The sequence below is a fragment of the Micromonospora sp. WMMB235 genome (assembly GCF_001855515.1).
GTDB classification, from domain to species: domain Bacteria; phylum Actinomycetota; class Actinomycetes; order Mycobacteriales; family Micromonosporaceae; genus Micromonospora; species Micromonospora aurantiaca.
This window is the reverse complement of sequence record NZ_MDRX01000001.1, coordinates 4,557,776-4,571,421: the sequence shown is the minus strand read 5'-3', so window position 1 is coordinate 4,571,421 and position 13,646 is coordinate 4,557,776. Positions and strand designations below refer to the sequence as shown.

Annotated in this window: 14 protein-coding genes; 4 read left to right on the top strand and 10 right to left on the bottom strand. The window is 73.3% G+C overall.

Going from position 1 to position 13,646, the window contains the following annotated elements:
* Positions 1-23 precede the first annotated feature (23 nt).
* Together BFV98_RS20100 and BFV98_RS20095 are read right to left on the bottom strand one after the other, a co-directional pair.
* A complete protein-coding gene (locus BFV98_RS20100; protein WP_013289256.1) occupies positions 24-536 on the bottom strand; it encodes a hypothetical protein in 513 nt (170 codons plus the stop codon).
* A 108-nt stretch (positions 537-644) separates the two neighbouring features.
* Positions 645-1,817, bottom strand: a complete 1,173-nt coding sequence (locus BFV98_RS20095) for an acetyl-CoA C-acyltransferase (RefSeq protein WP_013289257.1) — start codon at positions 1,815-1,817, stop codon at positions 645-647.
* A gap of 99 nt (positions 1,818-1,916) precedes the next feature.
* Here BFV98_RS20095 and BFV98_RS20090 point away from each other — a divergent pair, with 99 nt between their 5' ends.
* Entirely contained in the window at positions 1,917-2,348 is a 432-nt protein-coding gene (locus tag BFV98_RS20090) for a PH domain-containing protein (RefSeq protein ID WP_049794857.1), read from the top strand.
* A 3-nt stretch (positions 2,349-2,351) separates the two neighbouring features.
* Here the strand turns inward: BFV98_RS20090 and BFV98_RS20085 are convergent, their stop codons facing one another.
* Positions 2,352-3,293, bottom strand: a complete 942-nt coding sequence (locus BFV98_RS20085) for a rhomboid family intramembrane serine protease (RefSeq protein WP_049794858.1) — start codon at positions 3,291-3,293, stop codon at positions 2,352-2,354.
* Positions 3,294-3,318: 25 nt separating this feature from the next.
* On the bottom strand, positions 3,319-3,849 hold the full coding sequence (locus BFV98_RS20080) for a peptidylprolyl isomerase (protein WP_013289260.1): 531 nt from the start codon (positions 3,847-3,849) through the stop codon (positions 3,319-3,321).
* A gap of 84 nt (positions 3,850-3,933) precedes the next feature.
* On the opposite strand from BFV98_RS20080, the gene BFV98_RS20075 reads away from it, so the two are divergent.
* Complete coding sequence (locus tag BFV98_RS20075) at positions 3,934-4,773, top strand: hypothetical protein (protein WP_013289261.1); 840 nt, start codon at positions 3,934-3,936, stop codon at positions 4,771-4,773.
* 72 nt (positions 4,774-4,845) lie between these two features.
* On the opposite strand, the gene corA is transcribed toward BFV98_RS20075, so the two are convergent.
* Together corA and BFV98_RS20065 are read right to left on the bottom strand one after the other, a co-directional pair.
* Complete coding sequence (gene corA / locus BFV98_RS20070; protein WP_013289262.1) at positions 4,846-5,994, bottom strand: magnesium/cobalt transporter CorA; 1,149 nt, start codon at positions 5,992-5,994, stop codon at positions 4,846-4,848.
* A gap of 344 nt (positions 5,995-6,338) precedes the next feature.
* Positions 6,339-7,433: a PLP-dependent aminotransferase family protein gene (locus BFV98_RS20065; protein ID WP_013289263.1), complete on the bottom strand. Its 1,095-nt coding sequence runs from the start codon at positions 7,431-7,433 to the stop codon at positions 6,339-6,341.
* A gap of 198 nt (positions 7,434-7,631) precedes the next feature.
* Between BFV98_RS20065 and BFV98_RS20060 the strand changes: the two genes are divergently transcribed.
* A complete protein-coding gene (locus BFV98_RS20060; RefSeq protein ID WP_013289264.1) occupies positions 7,632-8,510 on the top strand; it encodes a 3'(2'),5'-bisphosphate nucleotidase CysQ in 879 nt (292 codons plus the stop codon).
* A gap of 101 nt (positions 8,511-8,611) precedes the next feature.
* The gene (locus BFV98_RS20055; RefSeq protein WP_071097404.1) at positions 8,612-10,267 is read left to right on the top strand and encodes a hypothetical protein; all 1,656 of its coding nucleotides are present in this window, start codon (positions 8,612-8,614) and stop codon (positions 10,265-10,267) included.
* 58 nt (positions 10,268-10,325) lie between these two features.
* Here the strand turns inward: BFV98_RS20055 and BFV98_RS20050 are convergent, their stop codons facing one another.
* The 4 genes from BFV98_RS20050 to BFV98_RS20035 are packed head-to-tail and all read right to left on the bottom strand — an operon-like array spanning position 10,326 to position 13,292.
* Positions 10,326-11,240: a glycosyltransferase family 2 protein gene (locus BFV98_RS20050; RefSeq protein WP_013289266.1), complete on the bottom strand. Its 915-nt coding sequence runs from the start codon at positions 11,238-11,240 to the stop codon at positions 10,326-10,328.
* Positions 11,237-12,238: a sulfotransferase gene (locus BFV98_RS20045; protein WP_013289267.1), complete on the bottom strand. Its 1,002-nt coding sequence runs from the start codon at positions 12,236-12,238 to the stop codon at positions 11,237-11,239. Before BFV98_RS20045 ends, BFV98_RS20050 begins: the two co-directional genes overlap by 4 nt.
* Entirely contained in the window at positions 12,235-12,816 is a 582-nt protein-coding gene (locus tag BFV98_RS20040) for a glycosyltransferase (RefSeq protein ID WP_013289268.1), read from the bottom strand. The genes BFV98_RS20045 and BFV98_RS20040 overlap by 4 nt, the downstream gene beginning before the upstream one ends.
* Positions 12,816-13,292 (bottom strand): polysaccharide biosynthesis protein, encoded by a 477-nt coding sequence (locus BFV98_RS20035; protein ID WP_013289269.1) that lies wholly within the window; start codon positions 13,290-13,292, stop codon positions 12,816-12,818. Before BFV98_RS20035 ends, BFV98_RS20040 begins: the two co-directional genes overlap by 1 nt.
* Between the last annotated feature and the right edge of the window lie 354 nt (positions 13,293-13,646).

Genomic DNA, 13,646 nt, shown 5'->3' with positions numbered 1-13,646 from the left:
GTTCGGATCAGGTAAGGAGGACGTCAGCGGGCCGGGGCGGGCCGCAGCACCGTCGGCCGGGCGCCCGCCGGCGACTCGCCGATGGTCGCCACCACCCGCTCGGCGGGCGTACGCAGGCGGGTCCGGAAGGCGTGGTTGAGCAGCGCGTCGAGCTGCCACACCTGCTTCGGGTGGTGGGTACGCAGGACGAAACGCTCGCGTACCCCGTCGATCGCGGTGGCCGCCAGCTCCACGCTGTGCGCGCGGGCGTCGGGGCTCCACGTCACGTTGCTCAGCTCGCGCAGTTCGGTGTTGAGGTGCAGGCGCAGCCGGTGCAGCACCCGGGTCTGCCGGGTGACCACCAGCCGCCGGTGGGTGAGGAGCATCAGGTAGTCGCCGCCCACCGGGTCATCCGGGCGGCTGCACCGGGTGACCAGGATGGTCGCGTCGCCGGAGCCGACGCATCGGCGGAACACCGGCATGTGCCGGGTGACGGTCTGGGTCGCCAGGCCGGTCTCGGCGGCGGCCGGAAGGAACGTTCGCGAGAACACGTCCATGCCCGGTCCAACGAGCCGATGACCAGGGGTGATATGGGTCACGCCCGATTTCTGGAACTTCCACACGTGCAAGTCGCACCAGCGGTGCGACACCGGCGGCCGGTCGGATCAGAGCAGCTCGACGATCGTGGCGTTGGCCATGCCGCCGCCCTCGCACATGGTCTGGAGGCCGTAGCGGATGCCGTTGTCCCGCATGTGCTGGAGCATCGTGGTCATGATCCGCGCGCCGGAGCCGCCGAGCGGGTGACCGAGCGCGATCGCCCCGCCCCGGGGGTTGAGCCGCTCCGGGTCCGCCTCGGTCTCGGCCAGCCACGCCAGCGGCACCGGGGCGAACGCCTCGTTCACCTCGTACACCCCGATCTCCTCGATGCCCAGCCCCGCGCGGCGCAGCGCCTTCGCGGTGGCCGGGATCGGCGCGGTGAGCATGGTGACCGGGTCGTCGGCGGCGACCACGGCGGTGTGCACCCGGGCCAGCGGGCGCAGGCCGTGCCGGCTGGCCCACTCGGCGGTGGTGACCGCGAGCGCGGCGGCGCCGTCGGAGATCTGCGACGCGGACCCGGCGGTGACCACGCCGTCGGCGCGGAACGGGGTAGCCAGCTCGCCCAGCTTCGCCAGCGAGGTGTCGCGGCGGATGCCCTCGTCGGCGGAGAACTTGCCGCCGTCGGCGAGCGCCACCGGCGCCAGCTCGGCCTCGAACGCGCCCGCGTCCTGCGCGGCGGCGGCCTTCTCGTGGCTGGCGAGCGCGAACTCGTCGAGCTGGGTACGCGAGAAGCGCCACCGCTGCGCGATCAGCTCGGCCCCGACGCCCTGGTTGAACGGCAACGGGGAGTCCTCCGCGACGCCCTCGACGCCGCGGTAGCGCTCCAGGATCGCCGCGCTGAACGGCATGCCACCGGCGACGCTGGAACCCATCGGCACCCGGGTCATCGACTCGACGCCACCGGCCACGACCAGGTCGGCCTGGCCGGAGAGGACCGTCGCGGCGGCGAAGTGCAGCGCCTGCTGGCTGGAGCCGCACTGGCGGTCGAGCGTGGTGCCCGGTACCGACTCCGGCCAGCCGGCGGCGAGCACGGCGTTGCGGGCCACGTTCCAGGACTGCTCGCCGACCTGCGACACACAGCCCCACACGACGTCGTCGACCTGGCCCGGGTCGATGCCGGTGCGCTCGGCGAGCGCGCGCAGCACGTGCGCCGAGAGGTCGACCGGGTGCACTCCGGCGAGGCTGCCCTTGCGCCGCCCGACCGGGGTCCGTACCGCGCCGACGATGACCGCGTCACTCATGTCTACTCCCCGGTAACCTCGCTTGCCCCGATCCTACGTGCTGATCCGACCGGTCGTCCTCCCCCGGCGTCCGGCAGGTGCGGCTGGCATGCTGGGCGGATGGATCCACAGTCGCCGCCGATCAGGCAGTGGCGGGTGCCGCGCGAGGTGCCGGTGCTCAAGGCGGTGGGCGCGCTCGCGCTCGTCGCCCTGGGGCTGGTGTTCGCCGGCGGTGACCCGGTCCGTCCGGCGCTCGCCGGACTGGCCGCCGCCGGTCTGCTCGCCTGGGCGCTGCGCGACGTGGTCGCGCCGGTCCGCCTCGCCGTCGACCCGGACGGGCTCACCGTGCTGCGGGGATTCGCCGGGCGGCGCCGGCTGCCGTGGGACGCCGTGGAGGCGATCCGCCTGGACCGGCGCAGCCGGCGCGGGATCACCGCCGAGACGCTGGAGATCGACGCCGGGGAGTCGCTGCACCTGTTCGGCCGCCGTGACCTGGACGCCCCGCTGGACGAGGTGGCCGCGGCACTGGACGAGGTCCGCCCCGCGCGCTGAGGCTCAGCCGAGCAGCGCGGCGGACCGGACGAGCGTCAGGCCGATCAGCGCGACCAGCACGATCACGCAGCCCGCGACCTGGAACAGGGTGCGCCGCGACCGTGGGGCGTACGCCAGGACCAGCGCCACCAGCGCGCCGGCCACCAGACCGCCGAGGTGCCCGGCCACCGAGATGCTCGGCACGGTGAACGTGAAGATCAGGTTGATCACCAGGATCGGCACGATCGCCGAGGTGTCCCGGCCGAGCCGCCGCATGATCACGAAGACGGCGGCGAACAGGCCGAACACGGCGGTCGAGGCGCCGGCCGTGAACCGGTTCGGCTCGGTGAAGACGTACGCGGCGACGTTGCCGCCCAGCCCGGCGAGCAGGTAGAGCGCCAGGAAGCGCAGCGGCCCGAGCACCGCCTCCAGCGTCCGGCCGAGCACCCAGAGCGCCCACATGTTCAGCAGCAGGTGCAGCACGCCGTAGTGCAGGAACATGGCGGTGACCAGGCGGTACCACTCGCCGTCGGCCACCCCGCCGACGTGCCCGTCGGGGAAGCGCGCCAGGCCCAGCACCGCCCCCCACTCGGTGAGCGGCGTCCCGTTGCCCATCAGGCCGCCCAGGCCACCGCCGGCCACGGCGGTCCCGCTGCGGGCCGAGAGGATGGACAGCAGCATCATCACCACGTTCAGCGCGATCAGCGCCTTCGTGACGTTGCCCTGGCGGCCGGCGGCACCGCCACCGAAGGCGGTACGCGCCGGCCGCACGCTGCGGCGGCCCTCGGCGACGCACTCCGGGCACTGGTGGCCGACGGAGGCGTCCCGCATGCACTCGGTGCAGATCGGCCGGTCGCACCGGGTGCACCGGATGTAAGTCTCCCGGCCGGGGTGCCGGTAGCAGACCGGAGTGGTCGGCACCGGACCCCCGGTGGCGTCGCCTGGCTGGCCGGAGCGCTCAGTCATGCGAGCAAAGGTACCCGCGTGCCGCTCAGGACTGCTTGTGCTCGATCTCGACGCGCTCGATCACCACGTCCTGGATCGGCCGGTCGCTCGGGCCGGTCGGGGTGTTGGCGATCGAGTCGACCACCTTCGCGGACTGCTCGTCGGCCACCTGGCCGAAGATGGTGTGCCGGTTGTTCAGGTGTGGCGTGGGCGACACCGTGATGAAGAACTGCGAGCCGTTGGTGCCCGGCCCGGCGTTCGCCATCGCCAGCAGGTACGGCCGGTCGAAGCGCAGCTCGGGGTGGAACTCGTCGGCGAACTTGTAGCCCGGGCCACCGCGGCCGGTGCCGGTCGGGTCGCCCATCTGAATCATGAAACCGCTGATCACGCGGTGCGAGACGGTGCCGTCGTAGTACGGCCCGCTGCCCGGCTGACCGGTACGCGGGTCGATGTACTCCCGGGTGCCCTCGGCCAGCTCCACGAAGTTGCGGACGGTCTTCGGTGCGTGGTTCGGGAAGAGCTCCAGCCGGATCGGGCCGGCGTTGGTGTGCAAGGTGGCGTAGACAGCCTCGGCCACGGGTACTCCTCACTCGTAGTTCAGTTCCTTGCGGATCCTCCCATGTGCCCGATCTGGCCATGCGGAGGCATTCGAAGGTGGAGGATGACGAAGGAACAACTCCCAGGAGGTGGGACCGTGTTTGGAATCGGGCGGCGAAAGACCCAGGGCCAGCTCGCGAGGGTCGAGCTGAACCAGGGCATCGGTCACCTGAGGCAGGCCGCCACGCACGCGGCGAAGGGGGCCGGCGCCACTGTCGGCCCGCGGGTCCAGGCAGCCCGGGTCGCCGTCGCGCCCACCGCGGTCCTGGTCCGGGACCGCGCGTCCAGCGGGTTCGCGTCGACCGCCGCGGCGCTCGCGCCGGTGCTGCTGGCCGTGCGCAACGCCCGGGTCGAGGCCGCCGGCAAGGCGTCGAGTGGCCGCAAGGTGATGGCCGCGAAGCAGTCCGCGATGACGAAGAAGGCGAAGAACATGAAGGCCGGAAAGAAGAAGCAGCGCAGGTCGCGGGGCATGACCGCGGGCCTGCTGGTGGCTGGCACCGTCGCCGGCCTGGCCGGTGCGATGGCCATGCGCCGTCGCCGCGAGCAGCAGGAGTGGGCCGAGTACGACCCGACCGGCACGCTCGGCGCGACGGGCACGCTCGGCACGACCGGTCACGACAAGCTGGAGCCGATGCGGGAGGACGTGGACACGATCGTGGTGGAGACCCCGGACGCGAGCGCGAAGGTGACGCAGGCCGGCCCGACCGGCGCCGGTTCCTCGGCGGTGGCCAAGGGCAGCAGCGCGTCGACCGCCACCTCCGGCAGCCAGCCGGTGATCCACCCGAACGACCAGGTCCCCTCCGTCGCCGAGGGCGCCCGGGACGCCTCCGGCCGCCCGGCCGACGACATCACCAAGGCCGTGCAGGCCGGCAAGAACGCCGCGAAGGCCGGCGGTCGCCGCTGACCTCGTACCGTCGGATCAGCGCCGGCACGCGGGACACCCCGCGTGGCCGGCGCTTCCGCGCGTACGGGGCGGCTACAGCCAGCCGTTGCGGCGGAACAGGCGGTACAGCGTGAAGGACGCCGCGAGCATCAGCGCCCAGACGCCCGGATAGCCGTACGTCCATTTCAGCTCGGGCATGTTGTCGAAGTTCATGCCGTAGATGCCGGCGATCGCCGTCCACACCGCACCGATCGCGGCCCAGGCGGCGATCTTGCGCATGTCGTTGTTCTGGTCGACGGTGACCTGGGCCAGCCGGGCCTGGAGGATCGAGTTGAGCAGGTCGTCGTAGGAGTTCACCTGCTCGACCGTGCGGCTGAGGTGGTCCTGCACGTCGCGGAAGTAGCGCCGCACCTCCTGCGGCACCGCGCGGTTGACCTGCGAGGTGAGCGTCATCAGCGGGCGCTGCAACGGCGCCACCGCCCGCTTGAACTCGACCAGCTCCCGCTTCATCTGGTAGATCCGCTGGATCCGCCCGCTGCTCTGCCGGTCGAAGACGTCCGCCTCCAGCACGTCGAGGTCGTCCTCCAGCCGGTCGGCCACCTCCAGGTAGAGGTCCACCACGCGGTCGGTGATCGCGTACGCGACCGCCCACGGGCCGTGCCGCAGCAGGTCCCGCTTCGCCTCCAGGTCGGCGCGCACCGGCGCCAGCCGGCAGGCGTCGCCGTGCCGCACGCTGATCACGAAGTGCGGCCCGATGAAGAGCATCACCTGACCGGTCTCCACCACCTCGGAGTTCTCGGTCAGCTCGGCGTGCTCGCAGTAGCGGGCGGTGCGCAGCACCAGGAAGACGATCTCGCCGAAGTGTTCCAGCTTCGGGCGCTGCTGGGCCTTGACCGCGTCCTCCACGGCCAGCTCGTGCAGGCCGAAGGTGGCGGCGATCTCGGTCATCTCGGCCAGGTCCGGCTCGTGCAGACCGAGCCAGACGAAGCCGTCCCGCTCCTGCCGGGCGGCGGCCAGGGCCTCGGCGTACCGGGGGTGGCCGGGGCGGCGCTCGCCGTCGACGTACAGCCCGCAGTCGACGATGCCGCTGCGCTCCGGGCCGGCCGGCTGGGCCGTACGCGGGGAGCCGTCGGCGTTGAGGATGCGGGACATCGCGCGGACCGGGGCCGACCAGGCGCGGGGGCGCAGTGCCCGGCTGCCGTCGGTGCCGGCGGTTCGGTCGCGTGCCACCCGGTCCGTCATCTCTCGCCCCCTTCCCCTAGAGCTGCGGCTTGCAGGTTACGCCGACCGGCGGGAAGCGCAGCGCGGGCGCGGGTGCGGGGGACGGGCGGTTGCGACGGGCGTCACGCGGCGGCGCCGGGCGGGCCGGGCCGCGTCAGGGGGGTGAGGGGCGACACGGCCCACCCGGCACCCCTTGGGGGCGGGAGTGATGCTGGGCGTGCCGCCGGCCCGGCCGGTCGTCCGGCGTGCGGGCTGGTCACCGGCAGAAGGTGAGCGGCACTCGCAGCATTGTGGGGGTGCCGGCCGGTCCGGCGGGAGTGCCGAACCGGCCAGCGGGGCCTTTTTGTCAGAAACCCGACAGAAAATCAGCCGCGAACGGCGGCCATGGCCTCGGCGAGACGCCGCACACCCTCGTCGATCCGGTCCGCTGTGACCGCCGAGTACGCCAGGCGCAGCGCGTGCCGGCCGCCGTCGACCATGAAGTCGCTGCCCTTCACCACCGCCACGCCGCGCTCGGCGGCAGCCGGGGCGAGGCGGTCGACCTCGACGTCCTCGGGCAGCTCCACCCAGAGGAAGTAGCCGCCGTCCGGCTCCACGAACCGGGCCTCCGGGATGTGCCGGCGCAGCGACTCGGCCAGCACCGCCGACCGCTCACCGAGCGCCGAACGGACCGTCCGGATCGACTCCTCGATCGCGCCGGAGACGCAGAACTGGTGCACGATCGCCTGGGCCACCATGCCGGGCGAGATGTAGAGGTTGGTGGCCCGCTTGGCGATCGCCGCGATCAGCTCGGCCGGGCCGACCAGGTAGCCGACCCGTACGCCCGGGCAGACCGTCTTGGTGAAGCTGGAGGCGTGCACCACCACGCCCCGGGTGTCCATCGACAGCATCGAGGGCAGCGGCTCGCCCCGGAACCGGATGTCCGCGTACGGGTCGTCCTCGAAGATCGTGAAGTCGTACTCGGCGGCAAGGTCCAGCAGCTCACGGCGCTTCTCCAGGGAGAGGGTCACGCCGGCCGGGTTCTGGTAGTTGGGGATCACGTGCGCCAGCCGCGGCCGTACCCCGGACTCCAGCAGCTTGCGCAGCTCGGCGGTGTCCAGGCCGTCCGGCTGGATCGTCACGCCGTGCACCTCGCCGCCCATCTGCTTGAGGTTGAGCAGCGTGCGGTCGTACGTCGGACGCTCGACCACCACCGCGTCGCCCCGGCGGACCAGGTGGTCGAAGAGGAACGCGTCGGCCTGCAGCGAGCCGTTGGTGATCAGCACCTGGTCGGCCTCGACACCGTGCTTCTCGGCGATCCACTTCCGCAAGGGCGGGTAGCCGACGGAGGTGCCGTACGCGGTGACCCCGGCGGGGTCGGCGTCGAAGGCGCGGACGGCGGCGGCCTTGAGCCCCTCGACATCGACGATGTCCAGCGAAGGCGCGCCACGGGCGAACGAGATCAGCTGCTCGGCGGTCATGCGCAGAGCCTAGGGCCTGGCCCGGCGGGTCCGACCGCGATACACGCGAAGTTCAACATGCGGGCGGCCGGCCGGACCACCGGTGCCTCCGGGGGATCCGAGACCGCCTCGCGACTGTCTACGATCCGACGGACGCTGGCGCCGGTCCGACCGGACGCCGAAGGATGACGGGTCGCGGCAGACCCGGGAGAACAAGGGATGGGGCTCGTGACCGAGGACGAGGCGGGACGGCTCGACGACCAGCGGTTCGCGCAGTGGCTGGCGACCGAGGCCGGCAGGGCGCTCACCGCGCTGCGGGACCGGCAGGGCTTCGCCGACCCGAAGGCGCTCAAGGACGCCGGCGACCGCGCGTCGCACGAGCTGATGACGGCGGCGCTGGCCCGGCTGCGGCCGGCCGACGCGGTGCTCTCCGAGGAGGAGGCCGACTCGCGCCGCGCGTGGGCGGACGGCGAGCGCGCGCCCCGGCACGAGGCGGACCGGGTCTGGATCATCGACCCGCTGGACGGCACGCGTGAGTTCTCCGAGGAGGGGCGGGACGACTGGGCGGTGCACGTGGCGCTCTGGCAGCGCTCCGCCGCCCCGGACGGCGCCCTGGTCGCCGGCGCGGTGGGCATGCCGGCCCGGACCACGGTGGACGGTACGCCGCTCGTGCTCGGCACCACCTGCCCGCAGCCGAAGGCGTCCGACGGGCCGATCCGGATCGCGGTGAGCCGCAGCCGCCCGCCGGCGTTCGTGGGCGAGCTGGTCGAGATGCTCGGCGCCACCGCCGTGCCGATGGGCTCGGCCGGTGTGAAGGTCTGCGCGGTGGTGACCGGCGAGGTCGACGCGTACGTCCACGCGGGCGGTCAGTACGAGTGGGACAGTGCCGCCCCGGTCGCCGTGGCGCTCGGTGCGGGCATGCACGCGTCCCGGATCGACGGTTCGCCGCTGCGCTACAACCGGGCCGACCCGCGGCTGCCCGATCTGCTGGTCTGCCGGCCCGAACTGGCCGACCAGTTGCTCGACGCGATCGCCCGGACCGGGGTCGAGATGCCCGCTTCGACCGTCACCGGTGACCAGGGTGAGGCGTTCGGCTGAGTGTCACGGTACGTACGGCCAGGTGGATGAGGGTTATCGTCGGGCAGGTATGCGTGGCGATCTGAGCCCCGACCACGGGCCGCCGACAGCCAGGGAGGGTCATGCCGGCCGACCGAGAGCCGCACAATGCCTTCGGGCAGCCGACCGGCCTGTGGCCGGGTCAGGACATTCCGCGTCAGGTGGGCGGCCCTTCGCTGCCCTGGCCGGAGGCCGAGAGCGCGCCACCGCCGCCACCGGCCCGGCCGGGCGGTGACCTGCCCTGGCCCGAGCGTGACCGGCCCGACGCCGGTCACCACGACGGGCCCGGGCACGACCCGGCCGGCTGGGACGCTGCTCCCGGCACGACGAACGGCTGGGCGCCGCAGCAGGACGGCCCCTGGCCGCAGCACGGGCCCGCGGGCCACGGCGACGCCGCCTGGCCGCAGGGTGAGCCGCACGACGACGCCTGGGCCACTCAGTCCGGTCCGGCGGACGGCCACACCGGCTGGGCGCCGCACGACGAGCCCGGCCGGGGACCGGCGGGCGACTTCGGGCCGGGCGGCCCGGCGGGCGAGGCGGGCTGGGGTGCGGGCACCACGGCGACCGCCACCCTGACCGGACCGCCCCCGGTGGACGTTCCGCACGGACCGGCCACCGGCGGGCCGGGCCGGCCGCCCGCGCCGCCGCTCGCCCCGGCCCCCGTGCCGTCGTCCGGCGGCTCCCGTCGTCGCTGGCGGGTCGCCCTCGCGGCGGCACTGGTCCTGGCCGTGGCCGGCAGCGGGGTCGCGGTGGCCACGCTGCGACCCGACGCGGCGGAACGGCAGGCCGGCGGGACGCCCGGCTCGGTCGGGCCGGCCACCTCGATGGGCCCCGGCACGCCCGGCACCCCGGGTGCGTCGCCGAGCGCCGACCAGGGTCTCGGCGGCAAGCCCTCGGCGCGTCCGTCGGCCTCCGCGGACGCCGGGCCGGCCTTCAGCGGTACGCGACTGACGCTGCCCGGCGCCTCGATCGGTGTGCAGAGCGGGGAGACGTTCGGCCAGGCGCTGGCCCGGTCCGACCAGACCTTCGGCAAGCTGCGGATGGCCCGGATCTTCTTCCCCGGCCTGCCGCCGGCGTGGTCCGGCAGCCGGGCCGACGTGGTGGACCGCACCGTCGTGGTGTCCTTCAAGGCGTCGCCGCAGGAGGTGAACACCGGCAAGTTCGACTCCCGCCTGACCTCCTGGTTCTCCTCGATCCCGCGCGAGCACAACGTCTACTGGTCGTACTTCCACGAGCCGGAGGACGACGTCGAGCGCGGCGCCTTCAGCACGACGGCGTACCGGACGGCGTGGAAGCGGATCGCCGGCCTGGCCGACCGGACGGGCAACCCGAAGCTGATCAACACGCTGATCCTGATGTGCTGGACGCTCGACTCGAAGTCCGGGCGCAGCTTCGACGCGTTCTACCCGGGTGGCGACGTGATCGAGGCGCTCGGCTGGGACTGCTACAACTGGGGCAAGAAGTGGAAGCGGTACGCCTCGCCGCAGGAGATCTACGGCCCCATGATCAGCAAGTCGAAGGCGCTGGGCAAGCCGTGGGGCGTCGCGGAGACCGGCAGCGACCTGGTTCCCGGTGACGGGGGCACCGGCCGGGCGGCCTGGATCCGGTCGATGACCAGCTTCCTCAACGGTCAGCGGCCGGAGTTCGTGGCGTACTACAACCAGACGGTCAGCCAGGGCGACTTCCGGCTGCTCGACCAGCCGAGCATCCAGGCGTGGAAGTCCTTCTGCACGGCCTGATCACAGCGGAACGGGAACGGGCGGGCGACCGAGGTCGCCCGCCCGTCTCGCGTACGGCTCAGATGCCCCGGCCGCGCTTGTGCAGCGTGCGCAGCACCCGGTCGGCCTGCACGGCCCGGCTCGCCACCGCCAGCGCCAGGTAGGCGCGCGGCTCCTTCGGGTTGCGGGCCAGCGTGCGCCGGGCCCAGCGGACCGCGTCGCGCCGGTTGCCCATCGCGGCCTGCGCGAAGGCGATCTGACCGGCCACCCGCGCCTCGCCGTGCGGCACCGTGGCGAACTCCGGGTAGCGGCGCAGCAGCCACTGCAACGCGGTCGAGATGGTCTCCCAGCGCTGCGCGAAGTAGGACCGCTTGTGCCAGCGGACCAGCACGTACGGGCTCTCCACGTTCACCAGCGGGGCGTAGCGGGCGGCGCGGAGCAGGAACTCGTAGTCCTCCGCGTAGCTGCCCGGGATCTGCTCGTCCACCAGGCCGATCGCGTCGAGCAGCGCGGCGCGGCGGATCAGGAACGTGGACGGGTGCAGCTCGGTGAGCCGGTCGCGCAGCAGCGCCTCCAGCGAGATCCGGGCGCGGTCCAGCGAACGGTCCACCGTACGGTCGTCGTAGCTGACCCGGATGCCGCAGCTCACCAGCGCGCCGTCCGGGTGCGCGTCGAGCGCCCCGAACTGGGCGGCCAGCTTGCCGGGCAGCCACTCGTCGTCGTCGTCGCAGAACGCCACCCAGTCGCCGGTGGCGGCCTCGATGCCGGTGTTGCGCGCGCCGGCCAGCCCGGCGGTACGGGTATTCGTGATCACCCGGATCCGGCGGTCACCCCGGTCGGTCTCCAGCGACCGGTCCGGCTCGGACTGGTCGTAGACGACGATCGCCTCGATCAGGCCCGGGTGGGCCTGGCTGAGGATGGCGTCGAGCGCCGCACGCAGCAGCTCCGGACGGTCCCGCGTCGGTACGACGACCGAGATGCTCGGCCCACTCATGCTCTCTCCACGGACTCGTCGGATCCCCGCTGGCCCAGATAGCCGTAGCGGACCCGCAGGGGAAGCGTGGCCAGGCTGACCACGGCACGGCTGCGGCGCGGCAGGCGGTCCCGCCACGCCTCGTCCCGGCGCACCGTCAACGGCCCGCCGCTGAACCGCAGCGGGTTGCCGGCGACGCTGTGCGCACGGAACGGCGCGGCCGGCTCGGGGGCCGCGCCGGTCTCGTCGGCTCCGGACAGGATGCGCAGCGCCGCCGGGTCGTCCGGCAGGCCGGCGAAGTCCCGCACCCGGCGTACGGTGCCGGCCGGTTCGGCGGTGAAGTCCTCGTAGCGCAGCCGCAGCACCTTCGCCCGGGAGGCGAGCAGATGGAACGCGGCGTTCTGCGCGGTCCACAGCTTGCTCACCTCGAACGGCGAGAAGGTCGGCATGAAGTCCTCGCCGTCGACGACCTCGGGGCGGCGCACCTGCTTGCCCCACGAGTACGCCACCGCCCGGCTGTCCCGGACCAGGTGCAGTACCCGCAGGTCCAGCCCTTCGGCCCAGCGCAGGGCGAAGGCGAGCGAGGCGTGCTTGCTGGAGTCCACCACCACCCGGGCGCCGGTCACCGACAGCGCGGCCCGGTAGATCCGGGTGTACAGGTCGGCGTAGCGGCGCACGTCGGCCAGCTGCTCCGGCGGGAGCGCCTCCTTGGCGAGCCGGGGGATGTGCCGGGTCCGGTCGACGCGGTCCTTGAGCGCCAGCACGTCGTCCCGGTCGACAGCGGCCCAGCCGCCGAACGCCTGGTCGCCGACCTGCCGCCAGAACGGGCAGGCGGTGAACCGCTCACCGCAGCCGCACCGCTCGTCGGCGCCGAGCGCCCGCTCCCACAGGTGCACCACCTCGCCGACGGCACACACGTCGGCGCTCTGCGCCAGCAGCAGCTCCAGCAGCGTGGAGCCGCTGCGGCCGAGGCCGCCGACGAAGAGGACCCGCGGCGTCGCCGGATCCGGGGCGCTCATCCGCGACGCCCGACGGCTCGTTGTCGTACCCGCCGGGCCACCAGCTCGTCGATCACCGCGCCGACCCGGGCGACCGCCTCGGCGCGCGGGTCCGGGCGGTTCGGGTCGGCGGCCAGCACGAACCGGTTCGGGTCGGCCAGGCCCTCGTCGAGCGCGGCGAGCAGCTCGGCCTCGGACTCGCACAGCCGCACCATGCCGGCCGCGCCGAGACGGCGGGAGAACAGCTGCTGGTGGTTGTCGACGTGCTCGTCGTGCGACGGGTCGCGGGGCACCACGATCGGCAGGTGGCCGTTGCGGCGCGCCTCGGTGATGGTGGCCGGGCCGCCGTGGCTAACCACGAGCGTCGCCTCGGCCATCGCCCGCTGGAGTTCCTCGTGGCCGAGGAACGGGGTGGCCTCGGGCAGGGCCGGGGTGCGGCTGTGGCCGTACTGGAGGACCAGCCGGACCTCGGGCCGCGCTGCGTGCCAGCGCTCCAGCCAGCCGACCAGCCGGTCGAAGCGGTGCACGTCGGTGCCGACCACGACCAGCACGTACGGTGCCGCGGAACGCCGGTCCCGCTGCTGCGGAATGTGCGCCATCAGAGCAGATTCCCCACGACGGTGGCCTCCGGGTACATCCGGCGCTGCTCGTCCCACTGCACGAGCATCGCGGAGAGGAAGGGGCGGCAGAGCCGGGCGGTGAGCGTCGCGCTGTCGATCCGGTCGTACACCTCGATGTAGACCGTCGGGATCTTGCGCATCCGGGCCGCCACCACGAACGGCAGGGCGACCCCGGCACCGGTGGTGACCACGGCGTCGACCTGGCGCCGCCGGATCACCTTCAGCGCGAGGAACGCGTTGCGTACCAGGTTCTTGACGTTGCGTGTGGTGGGGTGGTGCGCCCAGACCACGTCCTCACCGGCGAGCAGCGAGCGCGCGTCCGGGGTGTCGAAGGTTACCCATGCGCGGCGCCGATCCCGGTACCACGGTTCCAGGGCCAGGAGCTGGGCCAGGTGCCCGCCACTGGAACCCACCAGCAGGACCTGCCCCGAGTCCTCGGTTGACCCGCTCACCACAAAAGTCCTCCCGTACGCGGATGACGCGTCCGGATTTTTGTGAATGCCCCTCGGACGCGTCCTGACAACCTACTGGCGCGCCCATGGGCAACTGAAGGGGCCATTGGACGGATCCTGGCTCGCCGGTCGGCTCACCTCTCGATTCCCGTCACCGGGATGCCCACCGGCCGGCCACCGTCCAGGTCAGCCCGGTTCGCCCCGCGCCGCCGGGGCGGGCCACCGGAAGAAAGTGAGATGTGTCAGGATTCCGTCACCGCTCCGCACGAGAGCCGTCGGCGACGCCGGCTTATCCGGGGACAGGTCGGGCCCGACACCGGGAAACCCGCCGAATGGTCAGCGCCGATCGGCCATTTC

Coding starts and splice junctions, on each gene's coding strand:
- BFV98_RS20100 (WP_013289256.1), bottom strand. CDS start 536: ATGGACGTGTTCTCGCGAACGTTCCTTCCGGCCGCCGCCGAGACCGGC.
- BFV98_RS20095 (WP_013289257.1), bottom strand. CDS start 1,817: ATGAGTGACGCGGTCATCGTCGGCGCGGTACGGACCCCGGTCGGGCGG.
- BFV98_RS20090 (WP_049794857.1), top strand. CDS start 1,917: ATGGATCCACAGTCGCCGCCGATCAGGCAGTGGCGGGTGCCGCGCGAG.
- BFV98_RS20085 (WP_049794858.1), bottom strand. CDS start 3,293: ATGACTGAGCGCTCCGGCCAGCCAGGCGACGCCACCGGGGGTCCGGTG.
- BFV98_RS20075 (WP_013289261.1), top strand. CDS start 3,934: ATGACGAAGGAACAACTCCCAGGAGGTGGGACCGTGTTTGGAATCGGG.
- corA (WP_013289262.1), bottom strand. CDS start 5,994: ATGACGGACCGGGTGGCACGCGACCGAACCGCCGGCACCGACGGCAGC.
- BFV98_RS20065 (WP_013289263.1), bottom strand. CDS start 7,433: ATGACCGCCGAGCAGCTGATCTCGTTCGCCCGTGGCGCGCCTTCGCTG.
- BFV98_RS20060 (WP_013289264.1), top strand. CDS start 7,632: ATGGGGCTCGTGACCGAGGACGAGGCGGGACGGCTCGACGACCAGCGG.
- BFV98_RS20055 (WP_071097404.1), top strand. CDS start 8,612: ATGCCGGCCGACCGAGAGCCGCACAATGCCTTCGGGCAGCCGACCGGC.
- BFV98_RS20050 (WP_013289266.1), bottom strand. CDS start 11,240: ATGAGTGGGCCGAGCATCTCGGTCGTCGTACCGACGCGGGACCGTCCG.
- BFV98_RS20045 (WP_013289267.1), bottom strand. CDS start 12,238: ATGAGCGCCCCGGATCCGGCGACGCCGCGGGTCCTCTTCGTCGGCGGC.
- BFV98_RS20040 (WP_013289268.1), bottom strand. CDS start 12,816: ATGGCGCACATTCCGCAGCAGCGGGACCGGCGTTCCGCGGCACCGTAC.